The sequence below is a fragment of the Micromonospora sp. NBC_00330 genome, from assembly GCF_036136635.1.
Classification (GTDB): Bacteria; Actinomycetota; Actinomycetes; order Mycobacteriales; family Micromonosporaceae; genus Micromonospora; species Micromonospora salmantinae.
Map to the genome: position 1 here is coordinate 5,249,527 of NZ_CP108012.1, position 21,831 is coordinate 5,271,357.

The 21,831-nt window shown below is 71.1% G+C and carries 18 protein-coding genes; 4 read left to right on the plus strand and 14 right to left on the minus strand.

What is annotated here, in order from left to right:
• Positions 1-98 precede the first annotated feature (98 nt).
• From OG598_RS23765 to OG598_RS23775, 3 genes are all read right to left on the minus strand, one after another.
• Positions 99-758 (minus strand): response regulator transcription factor, encoded by a 660-nt coding sequence (locus OG598_RS23765; RefSeq protein WP_328651136.1) that lies wholly within the window; start codon positions 756-758, stop codon positions 99-101.
• The gene (locus tag OG598_RS23770; protein ID WP_328651137.1) at positions 755-1,873 is read right to left on the minus strand and encodes a sensor histidine kinase; all 1,119 of its coding nucleotides are present in this window, start codon (positions 1,871-1,873) and stop codon (positions 755-757) included. The genes OG598_RS23765 and OG598_RS23770 overlap by 4 nt, the downstream gene beginning before the upstream one ends.
• Before the next feature lie 82 nt (positions 1,874-1,955).
• Complete coding sequence (locus OG598_RS23775) at positions 1,956-2,981, minus strand: methyltransferase (protein ID WP_328651138.1); 1,026 nt, start codon at positions 2,979-2,981, stop codon at positions 1,956-1,958.
• Positions 2,982-3,108: 127 nt separating this feature from the next.
• Between OG598_RS23775 and OG598_RS23780 the strand changes: the two genes are divergently transcribed.
• Positions 3,109-4,647, plus strand: a complete 1,539-nt coding sequence (locus OG598_RS23780; RefSeq protein ID WP_328651139.1) for an aminotransferase class III-fold pyridoxal phosphate-dependent enzyme — start codon at positions 3,109-3,111, stop codon at positions 4,645-4,647.
• 163 nt (positions 4,648-4,810) lie between these two features.
• Complete coding sequence (locus OG598_RS23785; RefSeq protein WP_328651140.1) at positions 4,811-6,508, plus strand: MFS transporter; 1,698 nt, start codon at positions 4,811-4,813, stop codon at positions 6,506-6,508.
• Positions 6,509-6,560: 52 nt separating this feature from the next.
• On the opposite strand, the gene OG598_RS23790 is transcribed toward OG598_RS23785, so the two are convergent.
• The 3 genes from OG598_RS23790 to OG598_RS23800 form a co-directional block, all read right to left on the minus strand.
• Complete coding sequence (locus OG598_RS23790) at positions 6,561-7,127, minus strand: PadR family transcriptional regulator (RefSeq protein WP_091394968.1); 567 nt, start codon at positions 7,125-7,127, stop codon at positions 6,561-6,563.
• 65 nt (positions 7,128-7,192) lie between these two features.
• On the minus strand, positions 7,193-7,867 hold the full coding sequence (locus tag OG598_RS23795; RefSeq protein ID WP_238683696.1) for a response regulator: 675 nt from the start codon (positions 7,865-7,867) through the stop codon (positions 7,193-7,195).
• A complete protein-coding gene (locus OG598_RS23800) occupies positions 7,864-8,937 on the minus strand; it encodes a sensor histidine kinase (RefSeq protein WP_328651141.1) in 1,074 nt (357 codons plus the stop codon). Before OG598_RS23800 ends, OG598_RS23795 begins: the two co-directional genes overlap by 4 nt.
• A gap of 334 nt (positions 8,938-9,271) precedes the next feature.
• Between OG598_RS23800 and OG598_RS23805 the strand changes: the two genes are divergently transcribed.
• Positions 9,272-10,735, plus strand: coding sequence for a multicopper oxidase family protein (locus OG598_RS23805; protein WP_328651142.1), 1,464 nt, complete (start codon positions 9,272-9,274; stop codon positions 10,733-10,735).
• 19 nt (positions 10,736-10,754) lie between these two features.
• Positions 10,755-11,189: an SRPBCC family protein gene (locus tag OG598_RS23810; RefSeq protein ID WP_328651143.1), complete on the plus strand. Its 435-nt coding sequence runs from the start codon at positions 10,755-10,757 to the stop codon at positions 11,187-11,189.
• 85 nt (positions 11,190-11,274) lie between these two features.
• Here the strand turns inward: OG598_RS23810 and OG598_RS23815 are convergent, their stop codons facing one another.
• The 8 genes from OG598_RS23815 to OG598_RS23850 form a co-directional block, all read right to left on the minus strand.
• The gene (locus OG598_RS23815; protein WP_328651144.1) at positions 11,275-12,564 is read right to left on the minus strand and encodes a cellulose binding domain-containing protein; all 1,290 of its coding nucleotides are present in this window, start codon (positions 12,562-12,564) and stop codon (positions 11,275-11,277) included.
• Positions 12,565-12,771: 207 nt separating this feature from the next.
• Positions 12,772-13,917, minus strand: coding sequence for an alanine racemase (locus OG598_RS23820; RefSeq protein ID WP_328651145.1), 1,146 nt, complete (start codon positions 13,915-13,917; stop codon positions 12,772-12,774).
• On the minus strand, positions 13,914-15,512 hold the full coding sequence (locus OG598_RS23825) for an IucA/IucC family protein (protein ID WP_328651146.1): 1,599 nt from the start codon (positions 15,510-15,512) through the stop codon (positions 13,914-13,916). Before OG598_RS23825 ends, OG598_RS23820 begins: the two co-directional genes overlap by 4 nt.
• A complete protein-coding gene (locus OG598_RS23830; RefSeq protein ID WP_328651147.1) occupies positions 15,509-17,137 on the minus strand; it encodes an IucA/IucC family siderophore biosynthesis protein in 1,629 nt (542 codons plus the stop codon). The genes OG598_RS23825 and OG598_RS23830 overlap by 4 nt, the downstream gene beginning before the upstream one ends.
• A complete protein-coding gene (locus tag OG598_RS23835; RefSeq protein WP_328655418.1) occupies positions 17,134-18,303 on the minus strand; it encodes an ATP-grasp domain-containing protein in 1,170 nt (389 codons plus the stop codon). Before OG598_RS23835 ends, OG598_RS23830 begins: the two co-directional genes overlap by 4 nt.
• Positions 18,304-18,353: 50 nt before the next feature.
• Positions 18,354-19,853, minus strand: a complete 1,500-nt coding sequence (locus tag OG598_RS23840; RefSeq protein ID WP_328651148.1) for an MFS transporter — start codon at positions 19,851-19,853, stop codon at positions 18,354-18,356.
• Complete coding sequence (locus OG598_RS23845) at positions 19,850-21,121, minus strand: MFS transporter (RefSeq protein ID WP_328651149.1); 1,272 nt, start codon at positions 21,119-21,121, stop codon at positions 19,850-19,852. Before OG598_RS23845 ends, OG598_RS23840 begins: the two co-directional genes overlap by 4 nt.
• Positions 21,118-21,828, minus strand: a complete 711-nt coding sequence (locus OG598_RS23850; protein ID WP_328651150.1) for a siderophore-interacting protein — start codon at positions 21,826-21,828, stop codon at positions 21,118-21,120. The genes OG598_RS23845 and OG598_RS23850 overlap by 4 nt, the downstream gene beginning before the upstream one ends.
• Positions 21,829-21,831: the final 3 nt, after the last annotated feature.

Consider the following 21,831-nt stretch of genomic DNA (forward strand, 5'->3'; position numbering starts at 1 on the left):
ACATACGAAGGATGCGCACCGCCCGGCATCCGTTGAGGAACGCCCGGTGCGTACGGCGTTCGCCGTAGCCGGCACCGCCCGCGAAACAACTGCCGTAGTCAGCTGCCGGGCGCGACGAGCCCCGTCTGGTAGGCGAGGACGACGAGTTGCGCGCGGTCGCGGACGCGGAGCTTGACCATGGCTCGGTGGACGTGGGTACGGGCCGTGGCCGGGCTCATCGACAGCCGGCGCCCGATCTCCTCGTTCGTCAGCCCGCTGGCCACCAGGCTCATCACCTCGCGCTCGCGGTCGGTCAACACCGCCAGTCGGCCGCCGTCGACCGGCGTCGGCGCGACCTTGCTGACGAACGCGCTCACCAGCCGGCTCGTCACCCGCGGTGAGATCAGCATGTCGCCGCCGGCCACCACCCGCACCGCCTGGCGCAGCTCGTCGGGCTCGATGTCCTTGAGCAGGAACCCGCTCGCGCCGGCGCGCAGCGCCTCGAAGACGTACTCGTCGAGCTCGAAGGTGGTCAGGACGATGACCCGCACGGCCGGGAACCGCTCGACGATCGCGGCCGTGGCCCGCACGCCGTCGAGCACCGGCATCCGCACGTCCATCAGCACGATGTCCGGCCGGGTCGCGGCGACAATCTCGACAGCCTGGGCGCCGTTGGATGCCTCGCCGACCACCTCCAGGTCGTCGCTGTGGTCGAGCAGGCCCCGGAAGCCGGCCCGTACGAGTGTCTGGTCGTCCGCCAGCACCATCCGGATCGTCACGCTGTCTCCTCCACCTCGACCGGCAGCCGCGCGGCCACTCGGAACCCCCCGCCCTGCGGCCGGGGCCCGGCCTCGAGCGACCCACCGGCGGCCGTGGCCCGTTCCCGCATGCCGGCCACCCCGTGCCCACGCCGGCTCGCCCCGGACCCGACCCCGTCGTCGACGATCTCCACGGTGACGGCGTCACCCGCGTAGGCGATGGTGACGTCGACGGTCGTCGCTTCGGCGTGTTTGACGGTGTTGGTGATCGACTCCTGCACGATCCGGTAGACCGAGAGCGCCACCTCCGGCGGGATCGGGCGCGGGGTGCCGGCGATCCCCGACCGCACCTTCACGCCGGCCTGTTCGGCGACCGCGAAGACGCGCGCCAGGTCGGGCACCTCCCCGGCGTCGCGGAGCATGCCGATCGCCGAGCGGACCTCGTGCATGGCGTCGCGTGCCGCGCCCCGGATGCTCCGCAGCGCGGCCCGCGCCTCGGCCGGCTTGCTGTCGAAGATGTCGTCGGCGAGGCTCGCCTGCACACTGATCGCGGCGATCGTGTGACCGAGTACGTCGTGGACCTCGCGGGCGATGCGGAGCCGCTCCTGGGCGACCTCGTGTTGACGCTCCTGGCGCATCACGGCGAGACGCTGCTGTGCCTCGGCCAGCCGGTCCCGGCGGGTGCGGATCGTCTCGGCGAGCAGCACCACTGCCGCGAGCAGCGAGCCCTCTTCGAGGGTGGCCGAGAGGGCGGGGAAGAAACCCTCGCCGAGCAGCGTGTACCGCATGATCAGCTCAAGGACGACGAAGAACCCGGCGACGACGAGCGCCCAGGTGAACCGGCCGGCGGCAGCGACGGAGAAGAGGGCGGCGGCCAGCGGGAGGGCGGGCGGGATGCCCGGGTACTCGAGCGCGTAGTAGATCATCAGCGCGGTGACCGAGCCGACCAGCACCAGCAGCGGCCAGCGGCGCCGGAAGACCAGCAGCAGCCCGATCACCGCGCCGATCGCGTAGGCGCGCGCGTCCGGCGGCCGGGCGCCGGGCTCGTCGGCGACCCGGATCGCCACCGCCACGACGGCCGCGACGAGGACCGCGATGAGGGCATCGATCGCGGTTCGTCTGATGGCCGGGTTCATGTCCGCAACGGTACGACGCGCGCACGGTCCGTTAGCGAGGGCCCCTTCCCAACCGGAAACCGTCGGCAAGGGGCCCGTCGGCTCAGCCGCGGCGGAGCGAGAGCAGGGTCTGCCCGGTGGGGATCACAGTGCTGCCGTCCACCTGGAGCCCGGCCTTCTCGCCGAGTTCGGCGTACTCGCGCCAGGTCCTCGCCTTGCCCGCCATGAGCGAGAGGAGGCGCAGGTCCATCTGGGTGATGAACATCAGCCGGGCCGGGTCGTCGGGGAAGTTGTCGTTCTCGTCCTTCACGAGGATCTGGACGATCAGCACCTTTCCGGTCGTGCCGATCGCGTCCGCCGCCCGCTGGAGGATCTTCTCGGCGGCGCTGTCGTTCCAGTCGTGCAGCACGTTCGACAGGATGTAGACGTCGGCGCCGGCCGGGAGCGGGTCGAAGATGCTCCCGCTGACGACCTCGGCGCGGTCGGCGATGCCGGCCGCCTCGAACCGGGCCCGGCCCTGCTCGACGACGCCCGGCAGGTCGACCACTGTGCCGCGCAGGTGCGGCTGGGCCTTGAGGATCTCGGTGAGCAGGGCGCCGGTGCCGCCGCCGACGTCGATGACGTGGTTGACGGTGCTCCAGTCGAAGCCCTGCACGACCTGGTCGAAGTAGCTCGCGTGGGTGGCCATCAGCGCGCCGAACGACGTGGCCCGGTCGGGGTTGGTGGCCAGGTCGTCCCAGAACTCGATGCCGTAACGCACCGGGTACGCCGCGTCGCCGGTGCGGATCGAGTGGGTCAGCGAGCTGAACGTGCCCTCGATCCGGCCCGCCATCGTGTCGACGTCGAGCCAGGGACGTTGGGCGGCGGGGTGGTCGGTCTTGAGGAACTCGGCGGCTTCCGTCAGGGCGTACACCCTTGGCTCGGTCTCCTTGAAGACGCCGCGGACCGCGAGGTAGCGCAGCAGCCGGTGCAGCGCGTCGGGGTTGGCCTTCGTCGCCGCGGCGAGCTCGTCGAGCGTGGTGGTGCCCGCGGCGATCAGGTCGGCGAGGCCGAGCGTCGCCGCGGCCCGCACTGCCCACGGCGTGATCGTGTCGGTCAGCGAGTAGAGATTGACCCGATTTTCCGTCATGGCGGCGAGCTTCGACGACGGCGCTCGAGACCGGCTCGAAGCCGCGTCGATCGACCGGTTCTCCAGCCGGGTTCGAGTGGGCCGGCGCAGGCTGCGCCTGTCACGGCCGCCATGCGAAGGGGACACGATGGGCGCCAGCCACCAGGAGCGCGGAGCGATCGAGGTCATTCAGGACCTCATGCAGCAGAAGTGGGTCTACGAGCTGTTCGGCGAGATCGGCGCGCGCCAGGGTGCCTCGGCCGCGCACGTCGAGCAACTGAGGGCGGTCGATTCCGCCGCGCACGTGTTCTGGCCGTTCCAGGCACCGCCATTTCCGGTGATCGCGGCCACCGCCAGCGGATCGACGTTGACCGACATCGACGGCAACGACTACCTCGACTGCCACATGGGATACGGGGCCCAGGCGCTGCACGGGCACAATCCGGCGCCGGTCGTCGACTTCGTCCGCGAACACCTCGGCAAGGGCACCGGCAACGGCTACACCAACGCGTTGGAGCTGGAACTGGCGACGCTGCTGCGGGAGATCGTCCCGCACAACGAGAAGTTCGCCTTCCAACACTCGGGTACGGGCGCCACCCAGTCGGCGATCCGGCTCTGCCGTGCGCACACCGGGCGGCGGATGGTCGCCAAGTTCGAGGGCACCCTGCACGGGTCCCACGACCTGGCCGTCCACAACACCGCGCCCTGGTATCACGGGCACCCCGCGGTGCCGTTCCCGGAGATCGGCAAGGACGGCATCCCGCTGGTCTCGGCGTTCGCCGGCGTCACACCGGCCGAGCCGCGCGACCTGCTGATCCTGCCCAACGACACGACGCTCGCGGTTGAGTTGATCGAGCGCCACGCGGGCGAGTTGGCCTGCATCCTGGCCGAGCCGGCGGCCTCGTCGTTCCCGTTCGAGGAGACGACGATCCCGATGATCCGCGAGGTGGCGGTGGCCGCCCGGCGGCTCGGGGTGCCGTTCATCCTCGACGAGGTGCTGACGGGCTTCCGTTCGGGGCTCGGCGGCGCGGCGCAGAAGTTCGACATCCCGACCGACCTCGTCACCTACGGCAAGGTGATCAGCGGGCTCGGGCTGCCGCTGTCGGCGATCGGTGGTCGGGCCGACATCCTCGACATCTCGCAGACCAGTGGGCAGTCCTGGACGGACTTCGGCCAGAAGACCGGCCTGCAGGGCAGCCACACCGGCAACTACCTGTCGGTGGCGGCGTCGCTGGCCACGCTCCAGTTGCTTCGCGACAAGGGGCCCGCCTACTACACGGACCTGCGGGCCAAGGTCGACCGGGTCCAGGCGCGGCTGGCCGCGTTCCGGGCGGCTGAGGGGATCCCGCTGCGCATGGTGGGGTTCGGCGACTACATCGGGTGCTTCCAGTTCCTTCCGGAAGACTCCTACACCGACTACCGGGACTACTCGCGGGCGCTCAACCCGGCGACGTTCATCCTCACGCTGTTGCTGCGCAAGCGCGGCATCTACACGCTCGGCATGCCGATGTTCTTCGCCGGCGGTGCTCACAGCGACGCCGACGTCGACCGGCTGACCGACGCCGTGTTGGAGAGCACGCTGGAGCTTCGCGCCAACGACTTCCCCTTCGACCTGGCGTGGCCGGCGACGTCCGCGTGGGGCTCCGGTTCCTCCGAGTGGGGTTCGGGTTCCTCCGACTGGTCGTAGCCGCCTCTGCGTCACCGGGCCCGGGTCAGCTCCTGACCCGGGCCCTCCTCATCTGCCGTACAGGTCATACGCAAATAGCCGTACTTGACTAATCGTACGCGACGGCGTGTAGTCGGAAGGGTGGGTCCGCTGTCGACCCCCGTCCGACTTCAGGAGGAACGCGATGACGGAGAGCTGGACCGACGAACGCAGCACCGCCCCGCCCAACCCGCGCCGATGGCTGATCCTGGCCGTCATTCTGGCCGGGGCATTCATGATTCTGCTGGCGACGACGATCGTCAATGTGGCGGTCGCGCCGATCCAGCGCGACCTCCGGTCGACCTACACGGCCATGGAGTGGGTCATCGCCGGCTACGCGCTCGGCTACGGCCTGTTGCTCATCCCCGCCGGCCGGATCGGCGACCGCTTCGGCCACCGCAAGCTGTTCCTCATCGGCGTCGCGGGGTTCACGCTCGCGTCGGCCGCGTCGGCGCTCGCCGCCACACCCGGCCAGCTGATCGCGTTCCAGGTGGTGCAGGGCATGATGGCCGGCATCCTCAACCCGCCGGTGCTGGCGCTGATCCAGACCACGTTCCCCGCGAAGGAGACCGGCAAGGCGTACGGGATCTACGGCGCGATCGGCGGCGTCGCGACCGCCAGCGGCCCGCTCCTCGGCGGCCTGCTGATCGCGTGGGACCTCAACGGCTGGGACTGGCGGCCGGTGTTCCTGCTCAACGTGCCGATCGGCCTGGCCACGTTCGTCGCCGCGCTGATCCTGGTACCCGAGTCGCGAGGCCGCCGCGGTGGTCTCGACGTGATCGGCATGCTGCTCGTCTCGGCCGCCGTCCTGCTGCTGGCCGTCCCCTTGGTCGAGGGCCAGCGTCTGGGTTGGCCGGCTTGGACTTTCGTCTCGATGGCAGCGGCGCTGCCCGCGCTGGCCGTCTTCGCGGTGTGGGAGTTGCGTCGCGCCCGACGCGCCCAGGTCCCGCTGGTGAGCATGCGCCTCTTCGCACACCGCTCGTTCTCCGCCGGGGTCGGCATCAGCCTCTGCTACTTCGCGGGCTTCATCGGCCTGCTCTTCGCGCTCTCGCTGCACCTGCAGATCGGCCTGGAGAAGTCCGCCCTGACGACGGGCCTGATCCTGCTGCCGTTCTCGTTCGGCACACTGGTCGGCGCGGCCATCTCCGACAACCTCGCCCGGGCGCTCGGTCGTGGCGTCCTGATGCTCGGCGCGGGCATCGTGATCGTCGGCATGGTGGGCATCATCGCCACGATCCACTGGTGGGGCTCCGGCCTGGAGCTACTGCCGGCCCTGCTCTTCGCCGGCTTCGGCTCGGGCCTGGTGATCGCGCCGAGCGTCGAGATCGTGCTGGCCGGCGTGCCCTGGCAGGACGCGGGCGCGGCCAGCGGTGTGCTCGGCACCGCCCAGCGTCTCGGCCAGGCGATCGGCGTCGCTGTGGCCGGCGTGGTCCTCTTCGGAACGCTCGGCTCCTACTCGGGGACGGCCGCCGAGAAGGCGAGCCCGGAGCTTCAGGCATCGCTCGTGGCGGCGGGCCTGCCACCGGCCGAGGCCAGCGCGGCGACGACCACCTTCGCCGACTGTTTCATCCGCCAGTCGCGCGCGTCGGATCCGACGGCCACCCCGCCCGGCTGCGCGGACTCGGCACCGGGTGCGGTGGGCGAGGCCTTCGACAGCGCGGCCACGTCGGCGCTGGAGACCAACTTCAACCGGGCGGTCCAGTGGACCGTCGGCGCCGTCCTGATCGGCGTGATCCTCACGTTCCTTCTCGTCTACCTGCTGCCCCGCCGGCCCGAAGAGCCCTGGGCCGATGCGAGCAAGCCCGATTGGAACGTGACCACCCAGCCCGAGCCCGCTCAGTGACATGCCGCCAGCCCCGGCCCCGGAGATGCCACCGGGGCCGGGGCTGGCGCCGTCACGAGGTCGTCATCGAGGTCGGTTGGTTGGCCATCAGCTTGGGCAACTGGTCGAGCAGTTCGTCGTGCCAGGCGAGCTCGGTACGGAGTCGGAGCTCGGTGTGACGGAAGGTCGTCCACTCCAGACCGCGGATGTGCGGCGCCGCCAGCTCTCGGAGCGCGAGCCACGAGTCGAGCTGCTCGGCGAGGGCCTTCCGGCGCGCCACGATGATCGCGCGCAGCGCATCCTCTCCGAGGTCGATCACGTTCTGCAGGGCCAGGTCGACCGGGTCGTGACGGAGCTTGGTGTCGCGCAGCGCCTCGTCTCGGTGGCCGATCAGCTCCGCCGCGCCGGCCGAGGTGAGCGCGTAGATCGTGCGGGCGGGCCGGTTGCCCTCCTGCTCGGTCCGGACCGCCTCGATGACGCCCTCGACCTGCATTCGGTGCAGCGCGCCGTAGAGCGACCCCGGCTTGACGTCGCTCCACAGCTCGGTACGGTCGACCTGGGCCGCCCGGCGGATCTGGTGCCCGTGCATGGGACCCCCGCGCGCGAGTGCTCCGAGTACGAACAGGCGAGTGCTATTCACGGCATTAGTCCAACACGAGTGCCCGTTTGCGGGCAAGTTACCCAGAGCAATCCTTGAGCGGCCCGCTATCCGTGAAACGTCGGGTCGCAGAGCCTCGGCAGGACGATCAGCGAAGCCGCGATGGCCCTGTTGACCGCGTCGATCCGGGAAACCGCGCCGAGTTTGGCGAAGATGTTGCGCAGGTGGCGCTTGACCGTCGCCTCCGACAGGCAGAGCCGGCCGGCGATCTGGGCGTTGCTCATCGCCTGACCGACCAACTGCAGGACCTCGCGCTCACGGTCCGACAGCGTGCTGTGCACCGGCCCTTGCACCTGGGTCAGGCTCTCCCGCGACACCGCGAGCATCACCGGCGCGTCATCGGCGCGCGCGCCGCGGATCGCCGCCACCAACTCCTGGCGCGTCGAGTTCTTCAGCAGGTAGCCGCAGATGCCAAGGGTCAACAACTCACGCAACAGCGTCGGACCGTCGAACATGCTGAGGATGATGACCCGGCTCGCCGGTGCGACGTCACGGATCCGGCGGACCGTCGTGGTCACCCCGTCGCCGGGGATCTGCACGTCGAGCAGCACGATGTCGGGCTGGCGTATTCGGATCTCGTTGATCGCGGCGCCGCTGTCGCCGGCCTCGCCGACGACCACGAGGTCGCGCTGGGCGTCGAGGATCTCCCGGAGGCCGTCGCGCACCACGACGTGGTCGTCGACCAGCACGATGCGGGTCGGCTCGATCATCGTGACGGTCACCGGCCGACCCCCGCCTCGACGGCGAGCAGCGGCACGACGAGCTCGACCGAAGCGCCCTGGTGGCCCGCGGCGCGCACCGCGAGGCGACCGCCGACGACCGCCGCGCGCTCAGCCATCCCGCGCAGCCCGGAGCCGTCGCGAGCCGCCGCGACGTCGAAGCCCACCCCGTCGTCGGCCACCGTCGCCCGTAGCTCGTGCGGCGTGATGTCGATGACCGCATGGATCACCCGAGCGCCGGCGTGGGCCACCGCGTTGCGCAACGCTTCACGGACGACCAGGAACACCTCGTCGAGCACCTCGGGCGGCACCCACGACTCGTCGCCGTTGATCTCGGTGTGCAGACGTGCCTCGCCCGTCTCGACAGTGGACAGGAAGTTGGCCAGCGCCTCGTCGAGTGACCCGAGCGGCTGCGAGAGCCGAAGGTCGGCGATGAGCACACGCAGATAGCCGACCGCGTCGTGGAGCGACTCCCGGGCGATGACCACCCGGCGGTCCACGTCGTCCTGGCGTCGTTCCTGGGCGAGCTCGTGGGCCTCCAGGTTGCGGTACGCCGCACTGAGGCTGTGGCCCAGCCGGTCGTGCAGCTCGCGCGCGATCAACGAACGCTCGGCGATCTGCGCCTGGTGGACCTCGTTCATCAGACCGGCGGCATAGCGCGAACTCGCGTCGGCCAGCCGGGTCAGTGTCGTACGGGTGAGCGCGTCGGCGACCAGCGCCAGGATCCCGCTCTGGTCGGGCTTGCCGGCCGACTGCTCCAGCGCGTCGGCCAACACGATGTCGGCCAGCGCGACGACGGCACGAAAGCACTCGCGTGGGTGAAGCTCGACGTCCTCGGTGGACACCACCGGCGGCGGTGTCGACAGCGGGTCCGTCTCACGACGAATCTCGGACGTCGTCTCCCGGAGCAGGGCGTCGGCCTGCGCCGTGTAGCTGTCGATCAGGCCAGCGGCCCCTTCGAAGTCGTCACTCGCAGCGGCAAGACGCTGACGGTAGGCGGCAAGAATCGGTTGATGCCTGCGTTCGAGAACCTCGGCAGCGGTCCTCCGCAGCGCATCGTTTCCAACAACCATTGCGGATCCCCCGGTGTGTGCCCTATTGCTCCCCAGGTGCGGGCACGAACGGCTCTCCCCAGCGCCGGCTGCCCGCCGTGTCGCCGACTCCCCCCGTCGTGGGCGACATAAGCACTCAGATCGGATCGGCCTTCTACGAGTTGTCACGACCGACTACTCGCACGAGTCTACGGTCTCACCGCGCGCCGTTGGAAGCATCGAAGCTTAGCTTTTGGTAGTCACACCAAAACTTAAGGTGAAATCCATATTTGGTCGCGACCAGTTTTCGACGGCGCGTCGAGGGACTTCCCTGACAGTTCACCCGAGACCTCGACCACCAGGAGTGGAGCGACCAATGGTGAGCAGACGCAACGTCATGAAGGCCGGTGCCACCGCGGGAGCAGCCGCGCTGGTCACGGCCACCGCGGCGGCAGCGGCCCGCGGTTCCACCCCGTCCGCGACGCCGGCCCACGGCACCCACACCGGCCACGGGAAGACGGCACACGTCGCGGCCGTCACCGCCCCGTTCGCTGTCCGGATGCCGATACCGCCCGTGCAGCAGCCGATCGCCTCGGTAGCCAACACCGACTTCTACGTCGTTTCCACCCGTAAGGCGCAAGCGGAGATCCTGCCCGGGACGCGTACCGAAGTGTTGACCTATGACGGGCTCTTTCCCGGCCCGACGTTCCGGGTCAAGACAGGCCGGCTCGCGGTCATCGCCCACAGCAACCACCTCGACATGCCGACCGCTGTGCACGTGCACGGAGGCCACACACCGTCGAGCAGCGACGGGTTCCCGACCGACGTGCTGGACCCGGGGAAGAGCCGGATCTACAGCTATCCCAACAAGCAGCGGGCGGCCACGCTCTGGTACCACGACCACGCCCATCACATGGAGGCCGAGCACGTGTTCCGCGGGCTCGCCGGCTTCTTCCTGATCGACGACCCGGCCCAGGCCGAACTGCGGTTGCCCACCGGCAGCTACGACATACCGATCATGTTGCGCGACGCGCGGTTCGCCGACGACGCGAGCCTGGTCTTCGAACACGACGACTTCCAGTTCCGCAACACGATCCTGGTCAACGGCAAGCCGCAGCCCTACTTTCCGGTGGCCGCCCGCAAGTACCGGCTGCGCTTCGTCAACGCGTCCAACCTCCGCACGTTCACCCTGCGGCTCGGCAACGACGCCGAGGTCGCCCAGATCGCGAGTGACGGCGGGCTGCTCGCCGGGCCGACGCCGATCCGCTCATGGAGCCTGACACCCGGCGAGCGGGTCGAGATCGTCGTCGATTTCAGCGCGTTCCCGGTCGGCAGCCAGGTCTTCCTCGACGACGCGGTGGCCGGGCCGGTGCTGCGCTTCGACGTCAACCGGGCCGCCGCCGACACCAGCCGGGTGCCCGACCGGCTGAGCACCATCCCCGCGCTGCCGGCGGCCACGAAGGAGCGGGCGTTCACGCTCAACTTCAACCCGTCCACCGGCCAGTTCCTCATCAACGGGCAGCAGTTCGACGCCGAACGGGTCGATACCGAGATCAAACGCAACACGACCGAGGTGTGGACGGTGACGAACGGCGACACGCTCTTCGGCATCCCGCACAACTTCCACCCCCACCTGGTCCAGTTCCGGGTGCTGGCCCGCAACGGTCAGCCGCCGGCGCCGGGGGAGGCCGGGGTGAAGGACACCATCTCGGTGGGACCGGGCGAGACGGTCCGACTCCAGGCGACATTCGGGCCATACCTTGGCCGTTATGTCTACCATTGCCACATGATCGACCATTCCGCGAGTGGGATGATGGCACAGATGAAGATCGTTCCCTGACCCCTGAGAAAGGTTCCTTGTGCCCTCGGCAGAGAAGACTGTGCAGATCGGACGGACCCCTGAGGCCGTCTTCGCCTTTCTCGCCCGTGGCGAGAACGACGCGCGCTGGCGTCCCAACGTGCTCGACGTCGCGCGCGTCTCCGGCGAGGGGGTCGGCGCTCGCTACAAACAGGGACTCAAGGGCCCCGGCGGGAGCCGCATCCCGGCCGATTACGAGGTGACCGGGTTCGAGCCGGGTCGACGTCTGGCGTTCCAGGCAACCGGCAGCGTGGTGCGCACCCAGGGCGAATACACGCTCACCCCGGCCGACGGCGGCGGGACGCGGCTCACGCTGAAGCTGGCGTGGCAGCCGAGCGGGCTGTCGCGCTTCCTCGGCCCGGTCGTCGGCAAGACGTTCGAGGAGGAGATCGCCGCCCTCGACACCCTTCGCGACCTGCTGGAGAGAGAAGCCTGAGCGCAGCGTGCGCCGGCAACCGCCGCCGGTGGATGTCACCCGCGGGCCCGGAGCCAGTTGGCTCCGGGCCCTCCCTCCGTCGACCTCAAGGGCTGGTGCAGGTGACGTTGCTGGGTGCGGTGGCACCGTTGCCAGTGGCGGTGAACCCGAAGGTGGTGGAGGCGCTCGGGCCAACTGTGCCGTTGTAGGCGGCGTTCCTGACGGTGACGCTGCCGGTGGTGCCCGTGTTGGTGCCGCTCCAGAGACTGCTGATGGCCTGACCACTGGCCAGGGTCAGGCCCACCGTCCAGCCGTTCAGGGGCGCTGTGGAGTTGTTGGCCACCGTCACCTCGGCCTGGAAGCCGCCGGGCCAGGTGTTGAGCGTCCGGTAGGTGGCAGCGCAGGTGCCGGGCTCCCCGGTCGGCGGCGGGGTGGTCGGCGGCGGATCGGTGGGCGGCGGATCGGTCGGCGGTGGGGTCGTCGGCGGCGTGGTCGACTCGAACTGGCTGAAGAACCTCCAGATCTCAGCTGAGGTCCAGGTCCGTGAGTCGTTGGGGCTGCCCGACCCGTCCACCGGGCTGGGGGTGTGGTCACCGTCGAACGCCGCCCACTGCACCGGGTAGCCGGCCCGGCAACCCGAGTAGGCGGTGGTGATGTGGGTGAGGCTGCCCCGGCTCGGCTCGCGGGGGCTCTGCGCGGTGCAGCCGTTGTTGCGCACGAACGTGTCGCGCAGTTGCCTACCCTGGGAGATGTTCAGGACGCTGTCGTAGATGCCGTGGATGCCGAAGTAGGCGACCGGCTGCGTGCCCCCGTTGCATCCGCTGAGGTTGGCGCCGGACAAGACGGTGACCGCACGGATGATCGTGGGCCGGGCACAGGCCACCGCGTAACTCATGGCCCCGCCGTAGCTCCAGCCCAGGGCGAAGCGCTGGGTGGTGTCCACGCAGAGGTCGTTCTCGATCTGCCGGGAGATGTCGTCGAAGAGGGTCAGGTCCCGACCGTTGGTGTTGGCCCAGCCGGCGTTGAGACCCTGCGGGGCGACGAAGATCGTGCTGTTGTTCGACAGCGGCTGCAGCCCGTAGTAGCCGGCCGAGGTGACGTTGTTGGCCGAGCCGTTCAACCAGTGGAAGCCGAAGATCAGCCGGTACTGACGGTTCCGGTCGTACCCGTCCGGGATCCGCAGGTTGTACGTACGACTCTGGCCGCTGCTCTGAATCGTGCGCGTTCCGCTGGCGAGTGTGGGGGCCTTGCCGCAGCCGGCGGTCGCCGCGAGGGTGCCGTTGGTGGCGGCCACCGCGGTCGCACCGAAGCCGCCGCTCAACGCGCCGCCGGTGGTGGCCGCGAGGAGAAGCGCCGCGGCCGCGATGGATGGGAGGAAGAACCTACGTCTGAGCATCGCTTGGGCTCCTTGCCGTTCGACGACCAACAATGGTCGCCTGGCATCGACGGGGGCCCGGACTGGTCACCGACCGGAAAGGCGGGAGGGCGGGGCCCTCGGCGCGTCTTCGCCGACTGGCTCGGGTGACCGGGAGCGTGCCCTTCACTCCCGGGTGAAAGATAGCATGTTATCGATAACACGCCGAGCCGATCGAGCCTCTCGGGCTCACGTCCCGAGCGGCCGGGCCGCCCACTCGGCGGCCACTTCGTGCAGGTCACCGGTGCGGAAATGCGGGGGCTCGTGCAGCAGGAAGTCACGGTGGCTGATGTTCCAGGCGTACGCCCCGGCCATGGCGAAGGCCAGCACGTCGCCCACGCCGATCGGCCCCGCGGTGGCCGACCGGGACAGCACGTCCTTCGGGGTGCAGAGTTGCCCGACCACTGTGACCGGCCCGCCGTCGGTGCGGGGGCCAGCGGCACCCGGTCGCTGGTGCACCGTGAACGGCTGCGCGTGCCCCTTCGCCGCCGGGGTCCGCAGGTGGTGCGTCCCACCGGCCACCACCACGAACCACTCGCCGTAGGAGCGCTTCACGTCGACGACCTCGGTGAGGTACGCCCCGCAGTAGGCGGTGACCGACCGGCCCGGCTCGATGCGCAGCCGCACGCCCGGGTGCCTGTCGAGGACGTCCGCCAGGGCCTGGCCGTAGCCCTCCCAGTCGAACCGCGCGTCCGGGTCGGTGTAGTCGACTGTCATGCCGCCGCCGACGTCGACCTCGGCGGCGTCGACCTCGGCCGCCGCCCAGCCGACCACGGCGGCGGCGACAGTCGCGGCGAGCGGCGCGTCCAGCCCGCTGGCCAGGTGGGCGTGGATTCCGCGTACGTCGATGCCGTCGGGCGGGCGGCGGGCGCACGCGGTCGCGTCGGCCGGGTCCATGCCGAACGGGCTGGGTCCACCGCCCATGACCAGGCTCGCGCCCGGCGCGTCGACAGGCAGGTTCACCCGCAGCAGCACCTGGGCCGTCCGGCCCGCCGCGGTGGCCAGCACGCCGAGTCGCGCCAGCTCGCTGGGTGACTCGACGTGGATGCGGTGCACCCCGGCGGCGAGAGCGGCGGCGAGGTCCGCGTCGGTCTTGCCCGGCCCGGCGTACGCGGCCGGCGACCGTCCCGGCAGCACCTCGGCCAGCCTGCGCAGCTCCCCCTGGCTGGCGGCCTCGAACCCGTCGACGATCGGGGCGAGGGTTCGCAGCACACCGGGATCCGGGTTGGCCTTGACCGCGTAGAGCAGCTCTACCGGCTGGGGCAGCGCAGCCCGGATGGCTCGAGCCTGCCCGGCCAGCGCGTCGAGGTCGTGGACGTAGACCGGTCGGGTCATCGTGGCCCACCCATCGGGTTCGGCACCGGCACGAACGGTGCGGCCCGGTCGGCGTCACGCCGCCATCGGACCAGCAGGTTCGCCTTGGCCAGCAGCGGCTCCCCGGTCAGCAGAGCCCGCAGCTCCGCCGGCTCACCGAGGTCGGCGGCCACCGCCTCGACGACGCCGCGCAGCTCCTGCCACAGCCGCCGTTCGATTCCCGGCCGGGCGTCGGCGAGGGCACCGCTGATCCCACCGAGGTGGTTGACGAACAGGCAGTAGACGATCCGGCGGTGGGCGGCCCGGGGACCGTAGCGGACCTGCGCCGGGACGCCGTCCGGCCAGGTGCTCCACCGATCGGCGTCCAGCTTCACCCCCTCCAGGTCGCGCAGCAGCATGCGTACCGGACGGCGCTCCCGGTCGAGCACGACGACGACGTTCTGCAGGTGCGCCTCGTGCACGACACCGTGGCTGAGCCAGCTACGCAGCACCGCCGGCACCAGCAGACCGACGTACGCGCGCCACCAGGCCAACGGATCCGGTGTCACCAGCGGCGTTGCGGCCAGCGCCGCCGCCAGCACCGGGGTGTCGCCCGGACGAAGGTGCGGGCGCAGACCGCCGCGCAGGATCGTTCCGTACGCCTCGTCCGGGCCGGGGACGTCGACAGTGCGGTAGGCGGGCTCGGCGAGCAGCCCCACCCCGTCCGGCAGGGGCACCCGGGCCAGCAGGTCGGTCAGCGCCACCGCGCCGGTGAGTTCGTAACGGGCGTTCTTGCGCAGGCAGTTGGTGATCCGCACGTGCAGGCTGGTCTTCACGAACAGATCGGCCTCGGGGGCGTAGAGGGTACGGACGCTCGCCGTGGGTCGTACCGGCACACCGGCCGCCCCCAGGTCGCGCAGCCGTGGGTGGGTGGGCGGGATCAGCGACAGCTGCCAGGGGTGCACCGGCAGGACGCGGTGCCCGCGCGGGGGCCGTGGCGGGTCGAGCGCGGCCACCAGCGGATCGAACGGCCCGGCGTCGGCGATCAGGTCGTCCGGTACGGCCAGCCAGTGCAGCCGGAACGCGGTGCGCAGCTCCGGCGCGTACGCCCGCCACCTGTCCGGGTCACCGCTGCGCCACTTCGGGGTGGGGTGGTGCGGGTGGCCGAAGACCAACGACTGCTCGGAGTCGACGTACGCGTCGATGGCGGGCTCACCGGTGGGGGTCGGATCCTCTGTCGGTCGGTCGGCCAGCAGCCGGGCCACTGTGTCCCGGCTGGCCCGGACCTGCTCGGCGAACTCGTCGTTGACCAGGCCGGTACCTGTGGTGAGTTCCGCAGCGACCAGGGCGGCCAACCCGTCCGCGTCCAGGTCTTCCCACCGCCCGCCGCCGCTCCTGCGTTGGACCGGGCCGGTGTAGCGGTGCGCGCCGAGCGGCGAGGTTCGCGCGACCTCGCAGCGCACTGTGACGTCGAGGTGCCGCAGTAGCAGCCGTACGGCGCCGTCGACAACTGTCGGGGTGTCGTCCGGCGGGGCCAGCTCGCGCAGCAGGCAGCCGAAGACGGCGTGGGCGGCGGCCAGGTCGGCGCGCTGACCGGTGTCGCTGGCCGGCCGGGAGCGCAACTGGGCGCTCGTCATCGTGTCTCCCGGAGGTAGTTCGGGCCGGTACGCAGGTAGTACTTGTTGATGTCGGAGCAGCCCAGCCTTTGTTTGGGCAGCAGGGTGCCGGCGGTGAGCATCGCCTTGATGGGCAGCTGGGTGGCGTGCAGGACCCGCTCGGTGAAGGTCCGCACCGCCGGTCCGTCGCCCCACCGGTCTCGGGCGGCGGCGAGCCGGGGCACCAGCGCCTCGGCGGGTGTCGGCACGGGCAGCCCTCGGGCGGCCAGGGCCACCAGGGGCGCGGCCGCGGCCAGGTGCAGGGTGATGGTGATGAACACGTCGGCCAACTCGTACGGATCACGCGCCCACATCCGGTCGTCGTGCAGGGCGAGCCCGTTCGGGCCGTCGTGTCGCGCGTCCAGCCGGGCGCCGTCGTTGTCCTTGTAGAGCAGGCCGACACTGCCGTCCCTGTGCACCAGCAGGTGGATGTTCTGCGGGTGCGCCTCCAGGGCGATCCCGTGGCGTAGCCAGAGGAAGACGTGCCAGTCGAGCAGCAGGTCCAGGTAGGACTCCAGCAACGCGGCGGGCCCTTGCGGGCTGATCCGTTCGAGGACAGTGCCCGCCACCGGGTCGGCGGCGGCGAGGGCCGCGACCGGCACCACCTGGACCCCGGCCAGGTCGCGCGGAAACCGGCGCAGCAGGAAACCGCGCCGCTCGTCGCCGTCGACGTGCGCCCAGGTGCTCTCGTCGGCGTGCCGGATCCGACCGGCGAAGCCGGGTTCGGCGGTGGCGATCCGGTCGAGCAGTGCGGCGACGGCCGCGCCGTCGGCGAGCGAGCCCGGTTGCAGCGTGCGTCGGTTGCGCGCGCCGAGACTCGCGGTCGGCAGCGGCAGTTTGAGATGCAGGTACGGGTCGTGGTCGAGCGCCACTGTCCGCATGGAGAGGGTGGGTCGCACCAGGGTCACCGGCAGGTCGAGCACCGGGAGCGCGTCGCGGGCCACCGTGATCGGGTGCGCTGGCAGCAGCAGCTGATCCGGTCGCGGTGCGCGCGGCCACCACGACGGCAGCTCGCCCGCGAGCCGGACGTCCTCGACGGGGGCGGCGTACCAGCGCAGCGCGAAACGTGGGGCGTGCTCCGGGGCGTACCGGAGCAGTTCGTCGTCGCGCAGACCGTGCCGGCACCGGTCCGTGGGGTAGACGGGGTGGCCGTGGTGGGCGGCGAGCACATCGTCCAGGAGCGCCGCCGGCAGGCCGGTCGGGGTGAGCGCGCGTTCGGCGGCCACCTCGGTGAACACCCGCGCCCGGTTGCGGGCGGCGAGCCGTCGGGCCCGCAGGTCGGCGCGGCACTCGACGCCGAAGTCCCGCCAGCCGGCCTCGGCCTCGGCGTTGTCGCGCGGGGCGAGCAGCGTCAACAGTCCGTCCAGTGTGTCCGTACGCTGCGTCTCGCCAGTGCGGGTCACCAGCAGCACCATCGGCGATGCGCTGCGCACTGCCTGCTGGAACCCGTCCACCCGGACCGGAACGCGCAGCAGGCCAGCGGGGTGTGGCACCTGCCACCAGTCGGGCCCGTCCGCTCGGCCGGCGCTGCGCAGCCCGAGGTGGTCCTCGCGCAGCAGGGCGTCGAGCACCCGGGCGAAGACCTCCCGCTCGCAGTCGTCGCTCACTCGACGATGGTCCACTGGAGGTCGTTGCGGAGGGCGGCCAGCGACTGCCGGACGGTGGTCTCGTCGGGGCCGATTCCGTGCAACACGGCGAGGTAGTCACGGTTCGTGCCGGTGTGCTCGGCGGTGCGGCCCACCTCGCGCAGCGGACGGCAGCTCAGCCGGACGTCGCCGTGGACGGTGTCGAGTGGGCCCGGTGCGGCGACGAGACGGCCGGACCGGTCCGCGCAGACGTACTCGACCTGGGCGTAGTGGTCGACGGTGTCGGGCAGGCCGAGGGCGGCCAGCGGTTCGCCGAGGTGCAGCCGGATGACGTACTCGAACAACGGCACACCGAGCAGGTCGGCGAGGATCAGGTCCATCCGGTCGCCGATGAGGCGGTAGTTCACCTCGATCAGCCGGACCCGGCCGTCGGAGACGACGTACTCGGTGTGGCAGGCGCCGAAGCCGACTCCGAGCGCGTCGAGCCGCGCCCGCAGCTGGGTGCGCGCCTGCTCCACCGGGGGCGACCAGGCGAGGCTCTCCTCGGTGAAGGTCGGCGGCGGGCCGAGACCGGTGCGCCACCCGCCGAGGGCGGCCAGCTCGGTGCCGTCGCCGAGGGTCTCGAAGGTCCGCAGCTCGCCGGCGAGGTACTCCTCGACCACCAGTGCCACGTCCGGCCGCCGGCCCCGGATCTCGGCGATCCGGGCGACCAGCTCGGCGTGGTCGGCCACCAGGTACGCGTCCTCACTGGCCACCCCCTCGCGGGGTTTGACCACCGCCGGGAACATCCCGGTCGGCACGTCCGGCGTGGCGCCGGGGTCGACGGTGACGGTGCGTACCAGATCGAGGCCCGCAGCGGCGATCGCCCGGCGGGCCGCGGCCTTGTCCTTGCAGAGACGGGCAGCGTCCGGGTCCTTGCCGGGCAGGCCGAGCTTTCGGGCGGCGATCGCGGTGGCCTCCTGGAGATGGTCGCTGTTGGACAGTAGCGCCACCGCTCGGTTGGGTGCCGCCGCCGCGACCACAGCGGCCGGGTCGCGGACCGCGCAGCGCGCCACCCGCACGTCGGCCGGCCATTCGGCGGGCCGGTCGGTCAGCACGGTGGCCGACAGCCCGAGCGACGCCGCCGCCGGGAGGAACCCGTCCAGGACGGCGTCGGTGGGGTTGAGCGCGGTCAGGTAGAGCCGCATACCGCCTCCGTCGACTACCACGATGTGACTATTAGGGTAGCCTACCCTTATTAGGCGTTTTTGGTGCTATCTGCCCGGTGTAGCAACAGTGCGGCAACCAGGCCACCGACCAACACCGCAGCGGCACCCACCAACTGCCCCGTCTCCAGCGCCGAGGCGAAGGCGACAGTCACGGCCTCCCGTTCGGCTCCGTCACCCGCGGCGGCGAGAGCCGCCGGAAACGACCCGGCGCCGGCCAGGGCCGCCGGCAGCAGCGCCGCGAACCGGGCGTTCAGCACGGCACCCAGCACCGCGATGCCGAGGCTGCTGCCGACCTCGGTCATGGTGCCGTCGACACCAGCGCCCGCACCGGCCTTCGCCGCCGGGATCGCGCTCATCACCGCCTCGACGATGGCCGGATTGGCCAGCGCGCAACCGACACCCATGACGAGCAGCCCGACCAGCAGCACCGCGTACCCGTCGGACGGGAAGAGGGTGACCAGCGCGAGACCGGCAGCGAGCAGCGTCATGCCAACGGCGATGGCGACCGCCAGGCCCAGCCGACGGATCACGGTCGCGACGACGCCGCTGACGTTGAGCAGCACGATGGACAGCGCGAAGGGCGCCATCCGCAGACCGGCCTCCCAGGCGGGATAACCCCTGACGAACTGGAGGTGCTGGGTGAGCAGGAACAGCGCGCCGGTGGCGCCGAACGTGATCAGCACGACGCCCGAGATCGCACCGACGAAGCGCCGGTCCCGGAAGAAGCGCATGTCCAGCATCGGGTGCGCGATCCGTCGCTCCCACCGCACGAAGATCCCGAGCAGCAGTACGCCGACAGCCGCCGCGCCGATCACCTCTGTCGACGCCCACCCGCGCTCCGGCCCGGAGATGATCGCCCAGACGACAGCGGTCAGGCCGGCGGTGGAGAGCACGGCGCCGAGCACGTCGAGTCGGCCGCCGGCGGGCCCGCGGGACTCGGGAACCAGCGCGCGACCGACCAACAGGCAGACCAGCACGATCGGCACGTTCATCAGGAAGATCGCGCCCCACGGCAGATGCGCGAGGATCGTGCCGCCGATCGGTGGCCCGATGGCAAAGCCCAACGCGCTGGTGGCGGCCCAGATGCCGATCGCCCGGGACCGCTCGGCGGCGTCGAAGACCTGCATCGCCACCGCGAGCGTCGCGGTGACCAGCAACGCGCCACCGACGCCCATCCCTGCGCGTGCGGCGATCAACTGCCCGCTGGTGCTGGCCAGACCTGCCGCCAGCGAGCCGACCCCGAACAGGACCAGCCCGGCGAGCAGCATCCGACGGCGGCCGTACCGGTCGGCGGCGCTACCTGCGGTGAGCAGCAGCCCGGACAGCACCAACGCGTACGCGTTGATCATCCACTGCACCTCGGCGGTGCTGGCACCCAACTCGGTGGTGAGCACCGGCACCGCCACTGTCAGCACGGTGTTGTCCAACACCACCACCAGTTGCGCGACGCACAGCACGGCCAGGATGAGCCATCGCTGGGGAAGTCGTGCCGATGTCGCGGTGTCGGTGGCCGGCGCGACGGTGGTCACGCCACCGCCTTGACGCCGTCCACTGCGGGCTGCTCGGTGGGCTGCTGGGCCGCCGGCCCGACGGCGGGGCCGGGCCGGTGCGGGAATCGCCGCTGGTGAGCGAGGCCGAGGGCGACCCCGGCGGCCACCAGAACGATGGCAGCGACCGCTACCGCCGGATAGCCGACCCGGTCGGCCGCCGCGAGACCGATGGACGCGGCCACGAAGGAGCAGACCAGGCCGAACGACGACAGCACAGTGAAGTCGGTGCCGCCGGTGTCGGGCCGGGAGTAGTCCATGTTGACCGTGTAGAGCACGACGTTGGCGATGGTGTAGGCCGCCATGAAGCAGCAGAGCGCGGCGACGGTTCCGCCCAGCGGAGCGCTGCCGTTCATCAGCGGCAGCAGCAGCAACGTCGACACGGTGAGCGCCACGCCGCCGACCACCAGCACGCCACCGCGCCCGAACCGGCCGATCCCGAGCCCCGCGACCAGGCCCGCCACGATGGCCGGAGCGCTGATCACCACGCCGGTGACGACGCCGATCCGACCCAACGACCACCCGGCGTCGACAAGCGCCGGGGTGACCAGGGCGTACGCCATGCCCGCACCGACGTAGACCAGCGGCACCACACCGAAGGTCCACCACCGGCAGCCCGGCTGGCCGAACACGGACAGCAACGCCCGGTAGGCCGCGCCGACCCGTTCCACCCGATCGGTACGGGGAGGCTCCCGGAACCGCCACACCACCAGCAGGCCGACCGCCGTCATCGCGGCCAGCAGGCCGATCGCCGGCGCCCACCCGAACTGGTCGTAGACCAGGACGCAGGCTCCACCGCCGAGCAGGTTGCCGAGGTAGCTCGCGGCGACCTGGATGCCGTTGCCGGTGCCCCGGGCCGAGTCGGCCAGCATCCGGACCGCGACGGCGTCCACGGCGATGTCCTGGGTGGCCGAGAAGAACACGTACGCGGCGCAGATCGCGATGATCGGGCCGAGCGCGTCGGCCGGGCTGGCGAACGGCAGCAGCGCCAGCAGGGCGAGCACCAGGGCGGTCTGGAGCACGAGCAGCCAGGAGCGGTAGTGGCCGCGGTGCCGTGAGCCGTACCGGTCGAGGATCGGCGCCCAGAGGAACTTGATGGGCCAGATCAGGCCGACGATCTGCAACAGCGCCAACGTGTCCAGCGAGGTGCCGCCGTCGCGCAGGATGGCGGTGAGGCCGACGGTGATGAAGCCGACGCCGAGGTACTGGGTGACGTACAGCGCGGTCAGGGTGCCGAGCCGCCCCTTCATGCCGCTTTCCAGTAGCCGAGGGAGGTCAACCGGTCCTTGTCGACGCCCAGCGTCTTGCGGAGGTGTCGGGTGATGCCCCGGGTGGTGGCCGCCTCGCAGGCCACCCAGTAGTGGCCCGCGCCGCTGGTCGGCACTGCCGCGCAGACCGTGTCGACGAAGTGCTGACCCTCTTCGCGCCGCGGCACCCAGGTGACGTCGTGGTGTGCCCGGGCCCGCAGCGCGAGTGCCTTCTCGCCCTCGTGGGCGTACTCCAGCCACACCGTCGCCGGGATGTCGGCACTGGCGTCGAGCAGGCTGTTCACCGCGGGCAGCGAGGCCGCGTCGCCGACCAGGTAGAGGTGCTCGGGCGCGGGGTCGGGCAGCTCGAACGCGCTGCCCTGCATCGTCGCGCTGATGGTGTCGCCCACCTTGGCCGTGGTGGCCCAGCGGGCCGCGCAGCCGTCGTGGATGGCGAATTCGAGTGTGAATCGGCCGGTGGTCGGGTCGGGGTCCACCAGCGTGTACGCGCGCTGGTGTGCCCGGCCGTCGTTGTCGAACCACAGCCGGATCCACATCGTGGGGTGCACCCCGCACGTCTCCAGCAGGCCGCCCCCGTCCAGGAGGAGCCGCTGGTAGTGCCCGTCGATCGACTCGGTGCTCAGGACGGTCAGCTGAAAGTCCCGCCCTCCCATGGCCTTGAGGACCAGGGCCTCCCAGTTCCGTTTCACGCA